The 19,491-nt window shown below is 66.6% G+C and carries 17 protein-coding genes; 4 read left to right on the top strand and 13 right to left on the bottom strand.

Translation table 11 applies throughout. From position 1 onward, the window contains the following. Nucleotides 1–144: 144 nt before the first annotated feature. The 3 genes from DIE23_RS34230 to DIE23_RS34220 all read right to left on the bottom strand — a co-directional run bounded on the left by DIE23_RS34230 (nt 145) and on the right by DIE23_RS34220 (nt 2,483). Nucleotides 145–717 (bottom strand): flavodoxin family protein, encoded by a 573-nt coding sequence (locus DIE23_RS34230; RefSeq protein ID WP_124616652.1) that lies wholly within the window; start codon nt 715–717, stop codon nt 145–147. Nucleotides 718–951: 234 nt separating this feature from the next. Further along, a complete protein-coding gene (locus DIE23_RS34225; protein WP_124616650.1) occupies nt 952–1,554 on the bottom strand; it encodes a YbhB/YbcL family Raf kinase inhibitor-like protein in 603 nt (200 codons plus the stop codon). A 242-nt stretch (nt 1,555–1,796) separates the two neighbouring features. Then, nucleotides 1,797–2,483, bottom strand: a complete 687-nt coding sequence (locus DIE23_RS34220) for an orotate phosphoribosyltransferase (protein WP_006752465.1) — start codon at nt 2,481–2,483, stop codon at nt 1,797–1,799. Nucleotides 2,484–2,946: 463 nt separating this feature from the next. Between DIE23_RS34220 and DIE23_RS34215 the strand changes: the two genes are divergently transcribed. Then, entirely contained in the window at nt 2,947–5,217 is a 2,271-nt protein-coding gene (locus tag DIE23_RS34215; RefSeq protein ID WP_124616648.1) for an NADP-dependent malic enzyme, read from the top strand. A gap of 154 nt (nt 5,218–5,371) precedes the next feature. On the opposite strand, the gene DIE23_RS34205 is transcribed toward DIE23_RS34215, so the two are convergent. Continuing rightward, entirely contained in the window at nt 5,372–8,962 is a 3,591-nt protein-coding gene (locus tag DIE23_RS34205) for an indolepyruvate ferredoxin oxidoreductase family protein (RefSeq protein ID WP_124616647.1), read from the bottom strand. Between the two features lie 319 nt (nt 8,963–9,281). On the opposite strand from DIE23_RS34205, the gene DIE23_RS34200 reads away from it, so the two are divergent. After that, nucleotides 9,282–9,476 carry a hypothetical protein gene (locus tag DIE23_RS34200; protein WP_124616645.1) on the top strand — a complete coding sequence of 65 codons (195 nt, stop codon included), beginning with the start codon at nt 9,282–9,284 and terminating at the stop codon, nt 9,474–9,476. Between the two features lie 141 nt (nt 9,477–9,617). On the opposite strand, the gene hppD is transcribed toward DIE23_RS34200, so the two are convergent. After that, complete coding sequence (gene hppD, locus DIE23_RS34195) at nt 9,618–10,715, bottom strand: 4-hydroxyphenylpyruvate dioxygenase (protein WP_034183958.1); 1,098 nt, start codon at nt 10,713–10,715, stop codon at nt 9,618–9,620. Between the two features lie 209 nt (nt 10,716–10,924). Here hppD and DIE23_RS34190 point away from each other — a divergent pair, with 209 nt between their 5' ends. Further along, nucleotides 10,925–11,449, top strand: coding sequence for an Lrp/AsnC family transcriptional regulator (locus DIE23_RS34190; protein ID WP_124616643.1), 525 nt, complete (start codon nt 10,925–10,927; stop codon nt 11,447–11,449). Between the two features lie 72 nt (nt 11,450–11,521). On the opposite strand, the gene DIE23_RS34185 is transcribed toward DIE23_RS34190, so the two are convergent. The 8 genes from DIE23_RS34185 to paaA all read right to left on the bottom strand — a co-directional run bounded on the left by DIE23_RS34185 (nt 11,522) and on the right by paaA (nt 17,787). Next, complete coding sequence (locus DIE23_RS34185) at nt 11,522–12,169, bottom strand: GNAT family N-acetyltransferase (RefSeq protein ID WP_124616641.1); 648 nt, start codon at nt 12,167–12,169, stop codon at nt 11,522–11,524. A gap of 235 nt (nt 12,170–12,404) precedes the next feature. Next, nucleotides 12,405–13,010 (bottom strand): TetR/AcrR family transcriptional regulator, encoded by a 606-nt coding sequence (locus tag DIE23_RS34180; protein ID WP_124616639.1) that lies wholly within the window; start codon nt 13,008–13,010, stop codon nt 12,405–12,407. A gap of 22 nt (nt 13,011–13,032) precedes the next feature. Further along, nucleotides 13,033–13,848 (bottom strand): DUF1835 domain-containing protein, encoded by an 816-nt coding sequence (locus DIE23_RS34175; RefSeq protein WP_124616637.1) that lies wholly within the window; start codon nt 13,846–13,848, stop codon nt 13,033–13,035. A 129-nt stretch (nt 13,849–13,977) separates the two neighbouring features. After that, the gene (gene paaE, locus DIE23_RS34170; protein ID WP_124616635.1) at nt 13,978–15,066 is read right to left on the bottom strand and encodes a 1,2-phenylacetyl-CoA epoxidase subunit PaaE; all 1,089 of its coding nucleotides are present in this window, start codon (nt 15,064–15,066) and stop codon (nt 13,978–13,980) included. Nucleotides 15,067–15,068: 2 nt separating this feature from the next. Continuing rightward, the gene (gene paaD / locus DIE23_RS34165; protein ID WP_124616633.1) at nt 15,069–15,623 is read right to left on the bottom strand and encodes a 1,2-phenylacetyl-CoA epoxidase subunit PaaD; all 555 of its coding nucleotides are present in this window, start codon (nt 15,621–15,623) and stop codon (nt 15,069–15,071) included. Nucleotides 15,624–15,648: 25 nt separating this feature from the next. After that, nucleotides 15,649–16,452 carry a 1,2-phenylacetyl-CoA epoxidase subunit PaaC gene (gene paaC, locus DIE23_RS34160; RefSeq protein ID WP_124616631.1) on the bottom strand — a complete coding sequence of 268 codons (804 nt, stop codon included), beginning with the start codon at nt 16,450–16,452 and terminating at the stop codon, nt 15,649–15,651. Nucleotides 16,453–16,462: 10 nt separating this feature from the next. After that, nucleotides 16,463–16,747 carry a 1,2-phenylacetyl-CoA epoxidase subunit PaaB gene (paaB, locus tag DIE23_RS34155; protein ID WP_006752453.1) on the bottom strand — a complete coding sequence of 95 codons (285 nt, stop codon included), beginning with the start codon at nt 16,745–16,747 and terminating at the stop codon, nt 16,463–16,465. 35 nt (nt 16,748–16,782) lie between these two features. Next, nucleotides 16,783–17,787 (bottom strand): 1,2-phenylacetyl-CoA epoxidase subunit PaaA, encoded by a 1,005-nt coding sequence (gene paaA, locus DIE23_RS34150; RefSeq protein WP_124616629.1) that lies wholly within the window; start codon nt 17,785–17,787, stop codon nt 16,783–16,785. A 200-nt stretch (nt 17,788–17,987) separates the two neighbouring features. On the opposite strand from paaA, the gene DIE23_RS34145 reads away from it, so the two are divergent. Next, nucleotides 17,988–19,253, top strand: coding sequence for an SGNH/GDSL hydrolase family protein (locus DIE23_RS34145; protein WP_124616627.1), 1,266 nt, complete (start codon nt 17,988–17,990; stop codon nt 19,251–19,253). Nucleotides 19,254–19,491 lie beyond the last annotated feature (238 nt).

Raw genomic sequence — 19,491 nt, 5'->3', positions numbered from 1 at the left:
CGCCATTTTAAGACGTCATCCGGCGGGCCTGCACCGCACGGGGCGAAAAAAAGACGGCCCGCGGGCCGTCTTGTGTCCCTTTCACGCGCCAGCGCCGCGTTGCCGCGCCACCGGCGGCGCGAGCGAGCGCGCGTGGCGCCGCGTTCAGCGGCCGCCGGCCACCCAGCGGGCCGTCGCTTCGGCGACGCGCCGGCCGAACGCCATCGCGGTCTCGAGGTCGCCGGGCAGCGGGCCCTCGTCGGGCGTCGCGTCCGCCGGCGACTGCGCGAGCAGGCCCGTGAAGCCGCCGACGTAGTTGATGTCGTTGCGGGTGGCGGCCTTCGAGTTGGCCGGCATCATGCCCGTGCCGACCCACACCATCCCATGTTGCATCGCCAGCGTGACGAAATACTGAATCGTCGAGAACTTGTCGCCGTTCATCGTCGCGGAGTTCGTGAAGCCCGCGGCGATCTTGTCCTTCCACTTCTGCGTGAACCACGGTTTCGACGTGGCATCGGCGAACTGCTTGAACTGCGCGGACGGGCCGCCCATGTAGGTCGGCGCGCCGAAGACGATCGCGTCCGCCGCGTCGAGCGCGGCCCAGCCCGCGTCGTCGAGTTCGCCGACGGCGATCAGGCGTGCGGTGGCGCCGGTGTCCTGCACGCCCGCGTGGACGGCGTCGGCCAGTTTCTGCGTATGACCGTAGCCGCTGTGATAGACGATGACGATGTTCGACATGAAGCGTTCTCCGGAAGGGGACGAAACGGCGGGCACCGCGGCCTGCCGCGTTACGCGCCGCGGTCCGGCGGCGCGACGGATGCGCGGCGGGATGCCGCGACCGGTGCAGCCGAGTCTAGCAAGCCTAAATGACGGGAGAAAAGCGCGCGGGCGGCGCACGGAAATTCGCGGGCGCGGGCAATCGCGACCGGAGACCGGCGACGCGACACGCGACACGCGGCGGCGCGCGAGCGCTTACTGCCCGTAGGTGACGGTGAGCCGTGCGGTGCCGATCGTCAGCGTGCCGATCTCGTGCTCGAACATCGGTGCGGGGCGCCCTTGCGCGACGCGCAGGTCCGTGCCCTTCAGCGCATAGACGGTGATCACGTAGCGGTGCGGCTTGCCGGGCGGCGGGCACGGGCCGCCGTAGCCGTCGATCCCGAAGTCGTTGCGCGCTTCGCTCGCACCGATGCGGCGCAGGAAGCCCGACCCGCTCGCGTCGGCCGGCAGTTTCGTGACGCTCGCGGGGATGCCTGCGACCGCCCAGTGCCACCAGCCGTGCCCCGGCGCATCGGGATCGAAGATCGTGATCGCATAGCCGCGCGTGCCGGGCGGCGGGTTGCGCCAGCTGAGCTGCGGCGAACGGTTGTCGCCCTTGCAGTCGCCGCGGTCGAACACGTTCGCGGCGCCGACGCGCCCGCCGGGCGTCAGCTCGTCGCTCGATACGGTGAACGGGCCTTCCGCCCGCGCGGGCAGAACGGCGAACGCGACGCTCGCGGCGGCGCAGAGAAGGGCGGCGATGAACGGAGACGGGCGACCCGGGGACGCAGGCGAAGTGATCCGGCGATCCACACGCATATGGCGCTTCTCCCGTCACGTGGGCCGGGCCGATGCTCCCGGCATTGTTGGCGTTGAGCCGTTGCCCGCGCGGCTGATGGCGGCGATGGATCAAGTCTAGCATTAGGGTTCGATGAGCGATGCATGCCGTGGCCCGCGATTCGGGCCAGCCCTGATGCGGATCGGCGGGACGAAAAAAAGCCGCTCGCGATCAAGCGAGCGGCTTTTTCAGCCAGGGTGCCGGCCCGAGAGCCGGCGCGGCGTCACTCCTTCGGAGCCGTCGCGCCGCCGTGCGCGGCTGACCACTCGGCCGGCGCGTGCAGGAACTTCTCGACTTCGTCGAGCGTCTTGGTCTCGAAGTAGCCCGACGCCTTCGCGACGCGAAGCACGTCCCACCAGGTCGCCAGCGCGTGCAGGTCGACGTCGATGTCCTTCAGGACCGACACGCTTTCCTTGAAGATGTTGTAGTGGAACAGCACGAAGCAGTGGTTCACCGTCGCGCCCGCGGTGCGCAGCGCGTTGACGAAGTTGATCTTGCTGCGGCTGTCGGTCGTCAGGTCTTCCACCAGCAGAACGCGCGAGCCTTCTTCCAGATGACCCTCGATCTGCGCGTTGCGGCCGAAACCCTTCGGCTTCTTGCGCACATACTGCATCGGCACCATCATGCGGTCCGCGAGCCATGCCGCGAACGGGATGCCGGCCGTCTCGCCGCCCGCCACAGAGTCGATCTGCTCGAAGCCGACGTCGCGCATGATCGTCGTTTCCGCCATTTCCATCAGCGCACGACGCACGCGCGGATACGAGATCAGCTTGCGGCAGTCGATGTAGACGGGGCTTGCCCAGCCGGACGTGAAAATGAACGGTTTTTCGGCATTGAAGTGCACCGCCTGCACTTCGAGCAGGATTTTGGCGGTCGTATCCGAGATCGACTGACGATCGTAGCCTGTCATGGGCATTCCTTGGGTGATGAGCGAGGATCGGGCGCGGGCCCGGTGGCGCAGCAAGGGGAACCTGCCCGAGGGGCCGGGGTGCGATCGGCGGGCCAATCGCATCGCTGCGCGCGTAGCCGGCTATTTTACCCGATTCAGGCAGGTTTTCGGCGGAATTCGCGCAGGTTCGGCCCGTGGCTCACCACCGGCGAAACAAACGGGGCATGATCGGCCCGATGCTGATGCCGTGGATGCGGCGCCGCACCAACGGACGTCATTTAGGGGGTGTACACTAGGCGACCCTTAGAAATCGTTCAGTACTTTGTACTTTCTTCTTGCCACTACCCGCCAAGGTTCGATGGCGTGCCGACCCGGCGCGTCGCGTGCCGTCTCGCAGTCGACCATCCCTTCGATTCAAGCAGACACGGCTAAAGGTGCTGTGTACTGAACCGTCAAAATTTCGCATGTCTCTCGCAGGTCAATCATGGACGAACAACTGAAGCAGGCCGCTCTCGCTTATCACCTGAACCCGAAACCCGGCAAGATTTCGGTCACCCCGACCAAGCCGCTGTCGAACCAGCTCGATCTGTCGCTCGCGTACTCGCCGGGCGTCGCGGCGGCGTGCGAGGCGATCCACGCCGATCCGCTCGACGCGCAGAAGTACACGTCGCGCGGCAACCTCGTCGGCGTCATCACGAACGGCACGGCCGTGCTGGGCCTCGGCAACATCGGTCCGCTGGCCGCGAAGCCGGTGATGGAAGGCAAGGGCTGCCTGTTCAAGAAGTTCGCGGGCATCGACGTGTTCGACATCGAACTGTCGGAGTCCGACCCCGACAAGCTCGTCGAGGCGATCGCGATGCTCGAGCCGACGCTCGGCGGCATCAACCTCGAGGACATCAAGGCGCCGGAATGCTTCTACATCGAGCAGAAGCTGCGCGAGCGCATGAAGATCCCCGTCTTCCACGACGACCAGCACGGCACCGCGATCATCGCGTCGGCCGCGATCCTGAACGGCCTGAAGGTCGTCGGCAAGAAGCTGTCGGAAGTGAAGCTCGTGTGTTCGGGCGCGGGTGCCGCGGCGATCGCGTGTCTGGACCTGCTGGTGAACCTCGGCCTGACGAAGTCGAACATCCTCGTCGCCGATTCGAAGGGCGTGATCTACGAAGGGCGCGGCAACCTCGACCCGTCGAAGCAGCGCTATGCGGCGACCACCGACGCGCGCACGCTCGCCGACGCGATCGTCGGCGCGGACGTGTTCCTCGGCTGCTCGAGCGCGGGCGTGCTGAAGCAGGACATGGTCAAGACGATGGGCGACCGCCCGCTGATCCTGGCGCTTGCGAACCCGGAACCGGAAATCCGCCCGGAAGACGCGAAGGCCGTGCGCCCGGACGCGATCGTCGCGACCGGCCGTTCGGACTACCCGAACCAGGTCAACAACGTGCTGTGCTTCCCGTTCATCTTCCGCGGCGCGCTCGACGTCGGCGCGACGACGATCACGGAAGAAATGAAGCTCGCGTGCGTGCGCGCGATCGCCGAGCTGGCCGAGGAAACCGACCAGAGCGAGGAAGTCGCGAAGGCATACGAAGGCCACTCGCTCGAGTTCGGGCCGGACTACCTGATTCCGAAGCCGTTCGATCCGCGCCTGATCATCAAGATCGCGCCGGCCGTTGCGCAAGCCGCGATGGATTCGGGCGTCGCCACGCGTCCGATCCAGGACATGGACGCATACCGCGAGCAGCTCGGCGCGACTGTCTACCGCACCGGCATGGTGATGCGCCCGGTGTTCGCGACCGCGAAGAAGAAGCAGGCGCGCATCGTGTTCGCCGAGGGCGAGGACGAGCGCGTGCTGCGCGCCGCGCAGTTCGTGCTGCAGGAAAAGATCGCGAAGCCGATCATCGTCGGCCGTCCGTCGGTCGTCGAGATGCGCCTCGTGAAGATCGGCTCGAAGCTGAAGGCCGGCGTCGATTTCGAGATCGTGAATCCGGAAGACGACACGCGCTACCACCGCTACTGGCAGGCGTACCACGAGATCGGCGCGCGTGACGGCGTCACGCCGGAAGTCGCGAAGGCCGCGCTGCGCAAGTTCAACACGCTGATCGGCGCGATGCTCGTGCACCTGGGCGATGCGGACGGCATGATCTGCGGGATGATCGACACGTACCACACGCACCTGAAGTTCATCGAGCAGGTGCTGGGCCGTGCGAAGGGCGCCGAGCACTACGCGGCGATGAACCTGCTGATGCTGCCGGGCCGCAACCTGTTCCTGTGCGACACGTACGTGAACGAACTGCCGAGCGCCGAACAGCTCGCCGACATGACGATCCAGGCGGCTGCCGAGATCGAGCGCTTCGGCATCGCGCCGAAGGCCGCGCTGCTGTCGAACTCGAACTTCGGCAGCGCGCCGTCGGCGTCGTCGCGCCGCATGGCCGAGGCCCGCAAGCTGATCAGCGAGCGTGCGCCGAACCTCGAAGTCGACGGCGAAATGCACGGCGACGCGGCGCTGTCGGAAGCGGTCCGCAAGGCCGCGTTCCCGGGCACGACGCTGTCGGGCGAAGCGAACCTGCTGATCATGCCGAACGTCGAAGCGGCGAACATCGCGTACAACCTGCTGAAGATGGTCGGCGGCGAAGGCGTGACGGTCGGCCCGTTCCTGCTCGGCGCGGCGAAGCCGGTCCACATCCTGACGCCGGCCGCGACCGTGCGCCGGATCATCAACATGACGGCAGTGGCCGCCGCGAACGCGAACACGAAGTAAGTTCGCGCCCGCGTGCGCCGCGCATCACGCGCGGCGCAATGAAAAACGCCACGGAACCTGCGTTCCGTGGCGTTTTTTTTGTGAGTTGCTTCTTGAACCAGCCGCCGGCAGTGCGGCGGCGGGCGTCCCGACCGCGAACGCCCGCCACGCACCGTTACGCGACCTGCTGGTGCGACCGGCCGCCCGTCGGCGAACGCCACTTCGCGAGCAGCGTGTCCCACTTCTGGCGCACCGCGCGCAGGTTGTTCTCCTTCACGTGGCCGTAGCCGCGAATGCCGTCCGGCAGCGCCGCGAGCTCGAGCGCGAGCGGGCGGTTGGCCGCGTTCAGCTTGGCCAACACTTCGCCGATCAGCGCTTCGTACTCGCCGATCAGGCCGCGCTCGATGCGCCGCTCCTCGGTACGGCCGAACGGGTCGAGCCCCGTGCCGCGCAGGAACTTCGCCTTCGCGAGCAGCCGGAACGCCGACAGCATCCACGGGCCGTACGCCTTCTTCACGAGATGGCCGTGCGCGTCCGTCTTCGCGAACAGCGGCGGAGCGAGGTGGAATTTCAGCTTCCAGTCACCTTCGAACTGGGACGACAGACGCGCGAGGAATGCGGGATCGGACTGCAGCCGCGCGACTTCGTACTCGTCCTTGTACGCCATCAGCTTGAACAGGTTGCGCGCGACCGCCTCGGTCAGCGGCTCCTGCACGACATCGCCGTCCGCCAGCGCGCGTTCGGCTGCCCGCACCTTGTCGACGAAGGCCGCATAGCGCGACGCATACGCGGCGTTCTGGTAAGCGGTGAGGAAGTCCACGCGCTTCGCGATCAGCGCGTCGACCGCCTTCTTCGTGTGCAGCGCGATCACCGTCGCACCCTGCGCCGGGCGTGCGTCGCCGGCCGCGGCCTGCTTCACGCTCGCGAGGTCGTGCGCGGCGCGGCGGCCCCAGTCGAACGCCGCCTGGTTCTTCTCGACCGACACCGCGTTCAGCTCGATCGCGCGTTCGAGCGACGCGAGCGTGAGCGGCAGCCAGCCTTTTTGCCACGCGTAGCCGAGCACGAACGGGTTCGTGTAGATCGCGTCGCCGAGCAGCGCGACCGCGAAGCGGTTAGCGTTGATGAAGTCGACGGCTTCACCGGCTGCCGCGCGGATGTCATTCTCGGCGGACAGGCCCGGGAACGCCCAGTTCGGGTTCTTGATGAACTCGGCGGTCGGCGTCTGCGCGCTGTTGACGACCACGCGCGTCGTATCGTGCCGCATCCGCGACGTGCACTCGTCGCCGGCCGTGACGATCGCGTCGCAGCCGATCACGAGGTCGGCTTCGCCCATCGCGATCCGCGTCGCGTGGATGTCGGTCGGCGCGTGCGAGATCTGCACGTGGCTCATCACGGCGCCGCCCTTCTGCGCGAGGCCCGTGACGTCGAGCACGGTCACGCCCTTGTTCTCCAGGTGCGCGGCCATCCCGAGCAGCGCGCCGATCGTGACGACGCCCGTGCCGCCCACGCCCGTGACGAGCACGCCGTATGCACGGTCGATCGCCGGCAGCGTCGGCTCCGGAATCGGCGGCAGCGCACCGCCGTCGACCGACACGGCCTTCGGCTTCTTCAGCTGGCCGCCCTCGACCGTGACGAAGCTCGGGCAGAAGCCCTTCACGCACGAGAAGTCCTTGTTGCAGCTCGACTGGTTGATCTGGCGCTTCGTACCGAATTCGGTTTCCAGCGGCTCGACCGACAGGCAGTTCGACTGCACCGAGCAGTCGCCGCAGCCTTCGCACACCGCGTCGTTGATCACGACGCGCTTCGCCGGATCCGGATACGTGCCGCGCTTGCGGCGGCGGCGCTTCTCGGTCGCGCAGGTCTGGTCGTAGATCAGGATCGTCGTGCCTTCGATCTCGCGCAACTCGCGCTGCACGTCGTCGAGCTGGTCGCGGTGATGGATCGTCACGCCCGGCGCGAGCAGCGCCTTCTGGCTGTCGTACTTCTCCGGCTCGTCGGTGACGATCACGATCTTCTTCGCGCCTTCGGATGCGAGCTGGTGCGTGATCTGCGGCACCGTCAGCACGCCGTCGACCGGCTGGCCGCCCGTCATCGCCACGGCGTCGTTGTAGAGGATCTTGTAGGTGATGTTCGCCTTCGACGAGATCGCCGCGCGCACCGCCAGCAGGCCCGAGTGGAAATAGGTGCCGTCGCCGAGGTTCGCGAACACGTGCTTCTCGTCCGTGAACGGCGCCTGGCCGATCCACGGCACGCCTTCGCCGCCCATCTGGCTGAAGGTGCTCGTGTTGCGGTCCATCCACACCGTCATATAGTGGCAGCCGATCCCGGCGATCGCGCGCGAGCCTTCCGGCACGTTGGTCGACGTGTTGTGCGGGCACCCCGAGCAGAACCACGGCTTGCGCTCGGTCTGCACGTGCGGTTTCGCGAGCGCCATTTCTTTCGCGTTGATCACCGCGAGCCGCGCGGCGATGCGCGCGCGCACGTCGGACGGCAGCTCGAACTTCTCGAGGCGCGTCGCGATCGCTTTCGCGATGATCGCGGGTGACAGTTCATAGTGCGCGGGCAGCAGCCAGTTGCCCATCGGCACCGACCATTCGCCGCCGGCTCCGTCCTTCTCGTCGAACTTGCCGAACACGCGCGGGCGCTGCGCATCGGGCCAGTTGTACAGCTCTTCCTTGATCGCGTATTCGAGGATCTGGCGCTTTTCCTCGACCACGAGGATTTCGTCGAGGCCGCGCGCGAACGCCTGCGCGCCCTGTGCTTCGAGCGGCCACACGCAGCCGACCTTGTACAGGCGGATGCCGATCCGTGCGCAGGTTTCGTCGTCGAGGCCGAGGTCCGTCAGCGCCTGGCGCACGTCGAGGTACGCCTTGCCGCCCGTCATGATCCCGAAGCGCGCATTCGGAGAATCGATCTCGATCCGGTCGAGCTTGTTCGCGCGCACATAGGCGAGCGCCGCGTACCACTTGTAGTCGAGCAGCCGCGCTTCCTGCACGAGCGGCGGGTCGGGCCAGCGGATGTTCAGGCCGCCTTCCGGCACGATGAAGTCGGTCGGCAGCACGATCTCGGTGCGATGCGGGTCGATGTCGACCGACGCTGACGATTCGACCACGTCCGTCACGCACTTGAGCGCGACCCACAGGCCCGAGTAGCGGCTCATTGCCCAGCCGTGCAGGCCGAAGTCGAGATATTCCTGCACGTTCGACGGGAACAGCACCGGCAGCCCGCAGGCCTTGAAGATGTGTTCGGACTGGTGCGCGAGCGTCGACGATTTCGCCGCGTGGTCGTCGCCGGCGAGCACGAGCACGCCGCCGTGCTTCGACGAGCCGGCCGAGTTCGCGTGCTTGAAGACGTCGCCGGTGCGGTCGACGCCCGGACCCTTGCCGTACCACATGCCGAACACACCGTCGTGCTTCGCGCCGGGGTACAGGTTCACCTGCTGCGAGCCCCACACGGCGGTGGCGGCGAGATCTTCGTTGAGACCGGGCTGGAAAACGATCTGGTGGGCCGCGAGGTGCTGCTTGGCCTTCCACAGCGAGAGGTCGAGGCCGCCGAGCGGCGAGCCGCGATAACCGGAGATGAAGCCGGCCGTGTTGAGGCCGGCGGCGCGGTCGCGTTCCTGCTGGAGCATCGGCAGGCGCACGAGCGCCTGGATGCCGCTCATGTATGCGCGGCCGCGTTCGAGCGTGTATTTGTCGTCAAGCGTGACGGACTTCAGCGCGGCTTCAAGCGACGCGCGTTGGCCTGCGTCTAGCGGGGCATTCATTAACTGTCTCCTCCACCCAGTTTGGGATCACCAAAGCTTCAGTTGCTTCGACGTCTTGTGAACGTGTCGGCAGTGGCCGGCATATTGGCCGGTTTTAAGCGATGGTAGCACTGGGATAAACCCGTCGCCCACCAGCCGGCGAGCCGCCACGCATCGATGAAGCGGCGCGCGCGGCGGCGTTACAGCATGTAAAAGCATGTAAAGCCGGTCCCATCTTCGTACAAATGCCGTTAATCTTGTCGGCCTGCCGGAGGTGCCCGGCCGCGTCGGCCCGTTTCGACGCAACCGGGGAGGCGCCGGCAGTTTTAAAGGAGGTGCAATGAACACACGTCATATCCAGAGTTTCCTGATCGTGTCCGCCGCGTTTTTCGCGATGACCGGCCCGGTGCACGCGCAAGGCGCGAGCGCACTGGCGGCAGCCGGCGCGCAGATGCGCCAGATCGCGCCGGCACAGGACGCCGACGCACAGCCCGCGACCGCGCGCGCCGTCGTGTCGAAGGCGAACGTGCGTTGATCCGTTCGCGCGGCCGCCGGGCCGCGCCGGAACGACGAAAACGACAAAAGGGCGGGAATCGCAAGATTCCCGCCCTTTTTCATTGTGCCGCCGATGGTCGCGCGGCCGCCCGGGCTGCCGGGCGCCGCGCGGCCGTCTGCGTCAGGCCTTGTCCTGGACCACGCCGCGGCGGATCTGGTCGAGCTCGATCGATTCGAACAGCGCCTTGAAGTTGCCTTCGCCGAAGCCCTGGTTGCCCTTGCGCTGGATGATCTCGAAGAAGATCGGGCCGATCTGGTTCTCGGTGAAGATCTGCAGCAGCAGGTCGTCGCGGGCGCCGTCGATCAGGATCTTGCGCTTCTTCAGCTCGTCGAGCGATTCGCCGTGGTTCGGCACGCGGCGGTCGACCAGCTCGTAATACGTGTCGATCGTGTCGAGCAGCTTCACTTCCTTGCCGCGCAGGCCGTCGACCGCGCCGTAGATGTCGTTCGTACCGAGCGCGATGTGCTGGATGCCTTCGCCGTGGTACGCGTCGAGGTATTCCTGGATCTGGCCGGCCGTGTCCGAGCCTTCCTCGTTGATCGGAATCCGGATCTTGCCGCACGGCGACGTCATCGCCTTCGACTTCACGCCCGTCACCTTGCCTTCGATGTCGAAGTAGCGCACTTCGCGGAAGTTGAACAGGCGCTCGTAGAACTCGGCCCATTCCTGCATGCGGCCGCGATGCACGTTGTGCGTCAGGTGGTCGATATAGGTGAGGCCGTGGCCGACCGGGTTCGGGTTCGCGCCGGCGATCGGCTCGAAGTCGACGTCGTAGATGCTGATGTCGCCGATCGCGCCCGGCTGCGCGCCGTTCTTGCCGCGCCAGCGGTCGACGAAATAGATCAGCGAATCGCCGATGCCCTTGATCGCCGGGATGTTCAGCTCCATCGGGCCGGTCTTGTTGTCGAAGCCCCACGCACCGAGTTCGAGCGCGTGCTTGTATGCCTTCGCGGCGTCCTGCACGCGGAACGCGATCGCGCAGATCGACGGGCCGTGCAGGCGCGCGAAGCGTTGCGCGAACGAATCGGGTTCGGCGTTGATGATGAAGTTGATGTCGCCCTGGCGGTAGACCGTCACGTCCTTGTGACGATGGCGTGCGATCGCGGTGAAACCCATCCGTTCGAACAGTTGTCCGAGCGCTTTCGGATCCGGCGCGGTGTATTCGATGAATTCGAAGCCGTCGGTGCCGACGGGGTTGTCCCAGTTGGGGATCTGCATGCCGTGTCTCCTGTGTACTGTGCGATCGGCCGGGGTGATGGGGCCGGGCCGGTTTCATGTCGAAGGTGACGCGTGCCGCGGTACGCGCAACGCATCCGTCCATGCGACAGAGTGTAGCGGGGAGGGGGGAGCGTAAACTTGCGAACTTGATTGTCCGTGCTTACGATGGCGCAATTTCCAGTCTCGAAATAATCATCAGAGGGCATAAAATGGCGCGAGCCGAATTGGATGCCATCGACCGGCGGATTCTCGCGATTCTTCAGGAGAACGGCCGCCTGTCGAACCAGGAGATCGCCGAGCGCGTGAACCTGTCGCCGAGTCCGTGCCTGAGGCGAATCCGGCGGCTCGAGGAGATCGGCGTGATCACCGGCTACGTCGCGCTGCTCGATCCGCAGAAGCTCGGGCTCGACCTGCTCGCGTACGTGAGCGTGCGGCTCGAGAAGCGCGGTGGCCTGGCGCCCGTCCGTGCCGACGAGACGTCGGCGCGTGCGGGCGCGACTCACGCGGAATTGTTCCGCGCGGCCGTTCAGACCTGGCCGGAGGTGGTCGCATGTCATGCGATGACGGGCGACATGGATTACCTGCTGCGCGTGCAGGTCGAGGACATGGCGCACTTCTCCCGTTTCGTGCAGGAGCATTTGCTGCACCATCCGTCGGTGATCGACGTGAAGACGAGCTTCTCGCTCGAGTGCTTCAAGGAGACGACGGCGTTGCCGATCCGGTCGGTGCGCTAGCGTGCGGCGCCGGGGAGGAAAGCAAGAAAGGAAGGGGCCGGGCGCCCCTAGGGGCGGCCCGGTCGGCCGATGTCATGCCGTCAGCGCGGCGGGCATCAGCGATTCGATGAACTTCGACGTGCGGTGCGCCTGGCGCTTCAGCGCATAGTCGAAAACCGCGGCCTGCTCCTGCAGCATCTCGGCGAGGATCGTCGAGTGGTCGGCCGGCGGCAGCGACAGGTATGCATCGGCTTCGCCGTATGCGTATTCGATCCGCATCCCGGACTTCTTCGCGATGTGCATCATCGTCGCATTGCGCGACAGGCAATGCATGTACAGCATCGTCACGCGGGTGTTGCGGCTGCGGATTGCCGCGCGCTCGAACAGTTTCGAACCGACGCCGCGGCCGCGGGCGCTTTCGAGCACCGACACGCCGAATTCGGCCGTGCGCTTGTCGCCTTCGGCGGGCAGGTACGCCAGGTGACCGACGCCGATCAGTTCGAGCGCATGGTCGAACACGCCGAATACGGTGTCGCGGCCGAAATCGATCGTCCGGACATAGTTCTCGATCACGTGGTCGGGCACCATCTGGCCGAAGCGCAGCAGGCGATCCTCTTCGTCGAGCGAGAGAAAGTGGGTGAGCATTCGCTCACGGTCTTTGGAAGCCAGTTCCCTGACGAGAACCGGCGCAGTACCGGCGTGGCCGACAGCATCGGCACGGCGGTCGAATTGCGTGTTCATCGTGGGTTCCTCAGTGTGTAGCTGCACAAACATCTTGTGCGATGCAACAGCATTTTACCTGAGCGGGGTTGGGGAAAACCCGTATTTGACGTTGTTTGTGCTGAGGGGAAATTCTAAATCCGCTTACTTCATTCTCTATCTATTTGATTTATAAGGGATTAAAAATTCATCATATGAGATGCGCGGCGGCCTGTCGCAGTGTGCCCGCCGCGCAACGCGTGCTGCTGCGCGGCAATCACGCGCCCGACGACAGCCCGTGCTCAATCAGGTCGATCACCTGTTCGGCGAAGTCGCGGTAGCCGAGGCGGCCGCCCGGCTTGAGCCACGTGAACGTCCAGTTGATCATCCCGAACACCATCATCGTGACCGACGTCTGGTTGTCCTTCGAGATGCGGTCCGGATAGGCGCGCGCGAGCTGGCGCGCGAATGCCGCGACGATGTCACGCTGGCGGTCGAGCACGATTTCGCGCTGCGCGTCCTCGAGATACTTCACGTCGTTGAGCAGCGCGACATGGCGGCTGTGCGACGTCTCGTACTCGGCGAGGAACGCACGCACCAGTTCGGCGAACGCGTCGCGCTCGCTGAGGCCGCGCCGCTGGCTCGCGCCCTCGACCTCGGCGATGATCAGCATCAACCGCTTCGTGTAGCGGTCGAGCAGGTCGAACAGGATCGCTTCCTTGCTCTCGTAATAGTGATAGAGACGTGCCTTCGACGTGCCGCTCGCGGTCGCGAGATCGGACATCGACGTGCTCGGATAGCTCGTCTGCGCGAATTTCTCGGCGGCGAGATCGAGGATCTGCTCGCGCTGGGATTCGTGGTCGGGCGCTCGGGTACGGGCCATGGTCGAATGCAAAAGAGTAGCGTTAGCGAGGCGCGGCTGCCGCGCGCATCTGCGTGGAAGAAAGGGCGGCCGGCGCGTCGTCCTGCAGCTCGAGCCGGCCGGCTGCCGCGAGTTCGCGGCAGCGCCACCAGGCGATCGAGTCGCTGACGAACAGCCCGCCTCGGTCGGCGCCGGCCATGATGCCGCCGACGACGCGTCGCGCGGGCAGCCAGCCGGTTTCCGCGTGCGCGACTATCAGCGCGTCGAGGTCCGCGTAATGGCCGCTCTTGATCGTGTTGCTGACCCAGTAGCGCAGCTCGGCATTCAGGTGCTTGGCCTCCTGCCATTCGAGCGCGAGGCGGCCGATGCGCAGCACCGAGATCGGCGCGGCCACCGGCCGTTTGCGCGCGAGCGCCGCCGGCGAGAACATCCCGGTCGAACAGGCCTGGTCGGTGCGGGGCAGCGCCGTGCGCTGCGGCGCGTCGAGATCGGCGGCCGATAGCCGCACCTCGTTCAGGCGCTGCGGTACGTTGCGCAGGTGATAGGCGACGCGGCGCAGCAGCAGCTTGTCGCCGACGCTCGGCGCGTGCCAGACGACCACTTGGCCCGTATCCATCGCGAGCTGGTCGAGGCGGGCGAACTCGCCTTCGATTTCCGCGTTCCAGTCGGGAATCTGGTCGCCGAGTACGCGCTGCCAGAAGGCGGCGCGCGTGTCGGGCGTCTCGTCGGCGCCCTTCAGCGGCCCGACCGCGAGATCGTCGAGCAATCCGACGACGCGCTCGTCGCGTCCGGCTTGTGCGAGGGCCTCGCGCAGCGACGCGGCGGCGGTGCCGCCCTGAATCACGTGAATGGTACTCATCGGCCTGTCATCAACAAAAGAAAACCGCCGGACGGGCGGACATGATGACGTCCAGCCGGCCGGCGGCCCCTAGTGTAAGCGAGATGTGTGACGACGAGAAACCGGTGCGGCGCGCCGGTACGACGCCGCTCAACGCTCGTCGAAGCTCACGACGACCTTGTCGCTGATCGGGTGGCACTGGCACGTGAGCACGAAGCCGTCCTTCACTTCCTGTTCCTCGAGCGTGTAGTTCTTCTCCATCCGGACTTCGCCTTCGACCACCTTCGCCCGGCACGTGCAGCACACGCCGCCCTTGCACGCGTACGGCAGTGCGAGGCCCGCGCGCAGGCCGACGTCGAGCAGGCTCACGCCTTCGTACGGCAGGCGCAGCTTGCGCTTCTTGCCGTCGAGTACGATTTCGAGGTCCGCGGCCGGCGTCTGGTCGGTAATCTCGACGACAGGCGCGCCGGCCTGCGGCAGCGGCGTGCCGAAGCGTTCGACATGCACCTTCGCCGGCGGCACGTCGGCCGCCTTCAGCGCGGCTTCGGCCGCATCCATCATCGGCGCGGGGCCGCAGATGAACGCTTCGTCGATCGCGTCGGCGGGCGTCAGCGTGGCGAGGAATTCCGCGCATTTCGCCTGGTCGAGCACGCCGTTGAACAGCTCGACGTCCTGCTGGTCGTCCGATAGCACGTGATACAGGACGAAGCGGTTCATGTAGCGGTTCTTCAGGTCCTCGAGCTCCTCCGCGAACATGATCGCGTCGACGCTGCGGTTGCCGTAGATCAGCGTGAACGTGCTGCGCGGTTCGAGTTCGAGCGTCGTCTTCACGATCGCGAGCACCGGTGTGATGCCCGAGCCGCCGGAGAACGCGACGTATTGCTTGCCGTGATCGGCGTTCAGATGCGTGAAGAAGCGGCCGTCCGGCGTCATCACGTCGATCGTGTGGCCCGGCTTCAGCGTGTCGAACGCGAAGTTCGAGAAACGGCCGCCGCGCACGCGCTTGATGCCGATGCGCAGTTCGCCGTCGCGGTCGTAGTCGGTCGTGCCGACGCAGATCGAGTACGACCGGCGCGTTTCCTCGCCGTCGATGTGGGTCTTCAGCGTGACGAACTGGCCTTGCGTGAAGCGGTATGCGTCGCGCAGCTCAGGCGGCACGTCGAAGGAGACGGTAACGGCGTCGGCGGTCTCGGGCCGCACGTCGCGGATACGCAGCGGATGAAATTGCGGAGTCGCCATGATTAGTAAGGTTTGAAGTAGTCGAAGGGTTCGCGGCAGTCGACGCAGCGATACAGCGCCTTGCAGGCCGTGGACGCGAATTGCGCGAGACGCTCGGTGCTGGCCGAGCCGCAGCGCGGGCAGACGGGCGCCGCGACGGGCCGCGGCACGAAACGCACGACGTTTTCCCGCGGCGCGGCGCTGCCGCACTGGCCGACGGGCGGCGCAATGCCGTACGCGCGCAGCTTGTCGCGCGCTTCCTGCGTGATCCAGTCGGTCGTCCACGCTGGCGCGAGCACCGTCTCGATCCGGTGCGGCGGCAGGTCGGCGGCCTGCATCGCCGCGGCGATGTCCTCGGCGATCTGCGACATCGCCGGACAGCCGGAGTAGGTCGGCGTGATCACGACCTCGAGCAGGCCGTCGTCCGCGCGGCGGACGTCGCGCAGGATGCCGAGCTCGCGGATCGACACGACCGGAATTTCGGGATCGGGCACGGCTTCGAGCACGTCCCACGCGCGCGCGAGCAAGGGATCGTTGCGGTGCGCGGCGTCGGCGGGGGCGTCGGTCTGGACGGACATCGTCGGGCTCCGTTGGGGCGGCGGGTTACCAGGTCGCGCCGGGGTGCTGGCGTGCGAGGCTCTGCATTTCCGCGAGCAGGTAGCCCATGTGCTCCGAGTGCTCGCCCTGCTTGCCGGTCGTCACATGCAGCACGGGCGCCGGCAGGGTGAGCGTCGCTTCCGCGAGCGCATCGTCCACGTCCGCGCGCCATGCGGCTTCGAGCGTGGCCGGTGCCGGGCCGATGCCCGGTGCGGAAATCGCGTCGTCGATCGCGTCGGCCGCGAAGAATTCGCGCGTGTACGGGATCAGGTAGTCGAGCGCGGCCTGTGCGCGGCGATGCGATTCGTCGGTGCCGTCGCCGAGGCGCACCAGCCATTCGCGCGCGTGCTGCACGTGGTAGCGGGTCTCCTTCACCGATTTCGCGGCGATCGCGGCGAGTTGCGCGTCCGTCGACGTTTCCAGCGGGGTCCACACGTGCAGCATCAGCGTCGCGTAGAGGAAGTTGCGCACGATCGTCACCGCGTAGTCCTTGTCGGCGTCCGCGGTGCCGGCGATCGGGCCGTAGTGCGGCAGCTCGGCGAGCGTGAAGTTCGCGAACTCGCGTTCGGTGCGGAAGTACGCGTAATCGTCTTCCGTCTTCGCCGCGCCGTTCAGCTGGCGCTCGAGTTCGGCTGCGTGCGTATACAGCATGCGGGCCTGGCCGATGAGGTCGAGGCTCATGTTGGTGAGCGCGATGTCTTCCTCGAGGACCGGGCCGTGGCCGCACCATTCGGCGTTGCGCTGACCGAGGATCAGCGCGTTGTCCGCGAGGCGCAGCACGTAGGAGAGGTGTTCGGGTGTGATCGTCATGGCGCGGGCGTTACATGTGGTTGACTTCGTCGGGCAGCGTATAGAACGTCGGGTGACGGTAGATCTTGTCGCCCGCTGGCTCGAACAGCTCGGCCTTCTCGGCCGGATCCGACGCGGTGATCGCCGACGACGGCACCACCCAGATGCTCACGCCTTCCTGGCGGCGCGTGTAGACGTCGCGCGCCATGCGCAGCGCCATCGACGCGTCGGCCGCATGCAGGCTGCCGCAATGCTTGTGGTCGAGGCCCTGCTTGCTGCGCACGAACACTTCCCAGATCGGCCATTCCTTGTTCATCACTCTCTCCTGAATCCTGTATTCGATGTCGCCGCTCAGGCGGCGTGCTGTTCGGCGCGGGCGCGGGCGCGGCGCTTCGCTTCGTGCGCGAGCGCGGCTTCGCGCACCCATGCGCCGTCGTCGTGCGCTTTCACGCGGGTCGCGAGGCGTTCCTTGTTGCACGGGCCGTCACCGTTGACGACGCGCCAGAATTCATCCCAGTCGATCGCGCCGTAATCGTGGTGGCCGCGCGCTTCGTTCCAATTCAGATCCGGGTCGGGCAGCGTCACGCCGAGCACCTTCGCCTGGTCGACCGTCGCGTCGACGAACTTCTGCCGCAGGTCGTCGTTCGTGATCCGCTTGATGCCCCATTTCGCGGACTGGTTGCTGTGGACCGAGTCGGCGTCGCTCGGGCCGAACATCATCAGCACCGGCCACCACCAGCGGTTCACCGCCTGCTGGACCATCGCGCGCTGCGCGTCGGTACCCTTCATCATCGACAGCAGCGCATCGAAGCCCTGGCGCTGGTGGAACGACTCTTCCTTGCACACGCGGATCATCGCGCGCGCGTACGGGCCGTACGTGCAGCGGCACAGCGGGATCTGGTTCATGATCGCGGCGCCGTCGACGAGCCAGCCGATCACGCCGACGTCAGCCCAGGTCGGCGTCGGGTAGTTGAAGATGCTTGAGTATTTCGCCTTGCCGGCGTGAAGCGCGTCGATCAGCGAATCGCGCGAGACGCCGAGCGTTTCGGCCGCGCTATATAGATAGAGGCCGTGACCGGCTTCGTCCTGGACTTTCGCGAGCAGGATCGCCTTGCGCTTCAGGCTCGGCGCGCGCGAGATCCAGTTGCCTTCCGGCAGCATGCCGACGACTTCCGAGTGCGCGTGCTGCGAAATCTGGCGGACCAGCGTCTTGCGATAGGCGTCGGGCATCCAGTCCTGCGGTTCGATCTTGCCGTCCGCGGCCATGACCGCGTCGAACCGCGCCTGCTCGGGCGACTCGGCTGCGGCGTCGACCGATGCGACGTTGCCGGGGATGTCGAGGGATTGCGTGTACATGGCGGAGGATCTCGTCCGGTTGAATGTGTGCGAAGTATAAACCAACCGACCGGTCGGTTAATAAATTTCTTGTGGATTTGCAGCGAGACTCGGGTAAACGTGGGGCGTCGGGGCGCGATCGCCGGGCAGGAAGGCAGTCCGGCGCGTGAGACGGGCGGCTTCTGCGGCACAATGCCCGCTTTCCGATGAGGATTTCGCCGATGTCATTTCGAAGCAGTTTCGTCGCGACCGTGCTGGGCGCGTCCGTTTTCGTGTCGCCGTTCGCGGCCTCGGCCGCACCGGCCGGGTGGGTCGCCGCGTGGGCGACCGCGTTGCAGCCAATTCCCGACCTGGCTGCGCCGCCGCCGCTCTATCGCGCGCCCGACGTGGCCGGACGGACCGTTCGGCAGATCATCTACCCGACGGTATCGGGACATGCCGCGCGGATCCGCGTCAGCAATGCGTACGGTCGCGCGCCGCTGGTGATCGAGGCCGGTGGTCTTGCGCGCGCGGGTGACGGCGCGGCGCTTGCCGACGGGACGAGTGCTGCGGTGCGCTTCGGCGGCAAGGCGTCGGTGACGCTCGCACCGGGCCAGGAGCTCGAAAGCGACCCGGTGGCGATCGACGTGACGGCCGGGCAGCCGTATGCGATCAGTTTGCGGATGGGTGCGGATCAGCGGATGACCGTGTGGCATCGTGTGTCGAACCAGCTCAATTACGTATCGGCGCCGGGTGACCACGTGAACGATCCGGGCGCCGGTGCATTCCGCACGCGCTTTACCCAGTACGCGTGGGTGACGGAACTGGCCGTCGAGGCCGGTGCCGCGCGGGCGAGTGTCGCAGCGATCGGGGACTCGATCACCGATGGGCTGCGCTCGAGCCTGAACCGCAACCGTCGTTGGCCGGACGCACTGGCGCGCCGGCTGGCCGCGGCAGGTTCGGATTCGCTTGGCGTTGTGAATCTCGGGATCAGCGGTAACCGGCTACTGAGCGATTCGGCGTGCTACGGCACGTCGCTGTCGTCGCGGTTCGAGCGCGATGCGCTGTCGCGCGCGGGGGTGAAGGCGGCGATCGTGCTGATCGGCATCAACGACATCAACTTTGCGGCGATGGCGCCACGTGCGGGGCTCGATTGCGACAACCCGCATACGCAGGTCACGGCCGCATCGTTGATCGACGGCTATCGCCGGGTGATCGAGGCTGCACACCGCCAGGGGGTGAAGGTGTTCGGTGCGACGCTCACGCCTGCGGCGTTGCCGGCCGGGCGCGAGGCGATCCGGCTCGAGGTGAACCGGTGGATCAGGAACGGCGGCGGGTTTGACGGCGTGGTCGACTTCGACGCGGTCCTGCGCGATCCGGCGCGCCCGAGTGTGCTGCAGCGCCGGTACGACAGCGGCGACGGCATTCACCCGAGCGACGTCGGTTACGCGGCGATGGCCGACGCGGTGCCGGTGGAGCGGCTGCAGGCCGCGGCTGGCGGCAAATGAGGCACGCGGCGTCGCCATATACATATATATAGCGACGAACTGTCGGCTGCTTCAGGATCGTGGGCGGCGCGTGGCCCATCGAGCCCAAGCCCCCGTGCGCGGTAGCGCACGGGGGCTTTTTCAAAATATTTTCACAAAGGGGGTTGCGCAGACGGGGACGGGTGCTTAGAATCACGCCTCTTTCGCGCTAACGGAAACGCGGCGCGGGGGAAGAAGGGAAGCGGTGCGGTTGAGGGCA

It is taken from the genome of Burkholderia sp. Bp9143 (genome assembly GCF_003853645.1).
GTDB lineage: Bacteria > Pseudomonadota > Gammaproteobacteria > Burkholderiales > Burkholderiaceae > Burkholderia.
Note: the sequence above shows the minus strand (reverse complement) of the source record. Positions and strands in the feature narration are given on the sequence as shown.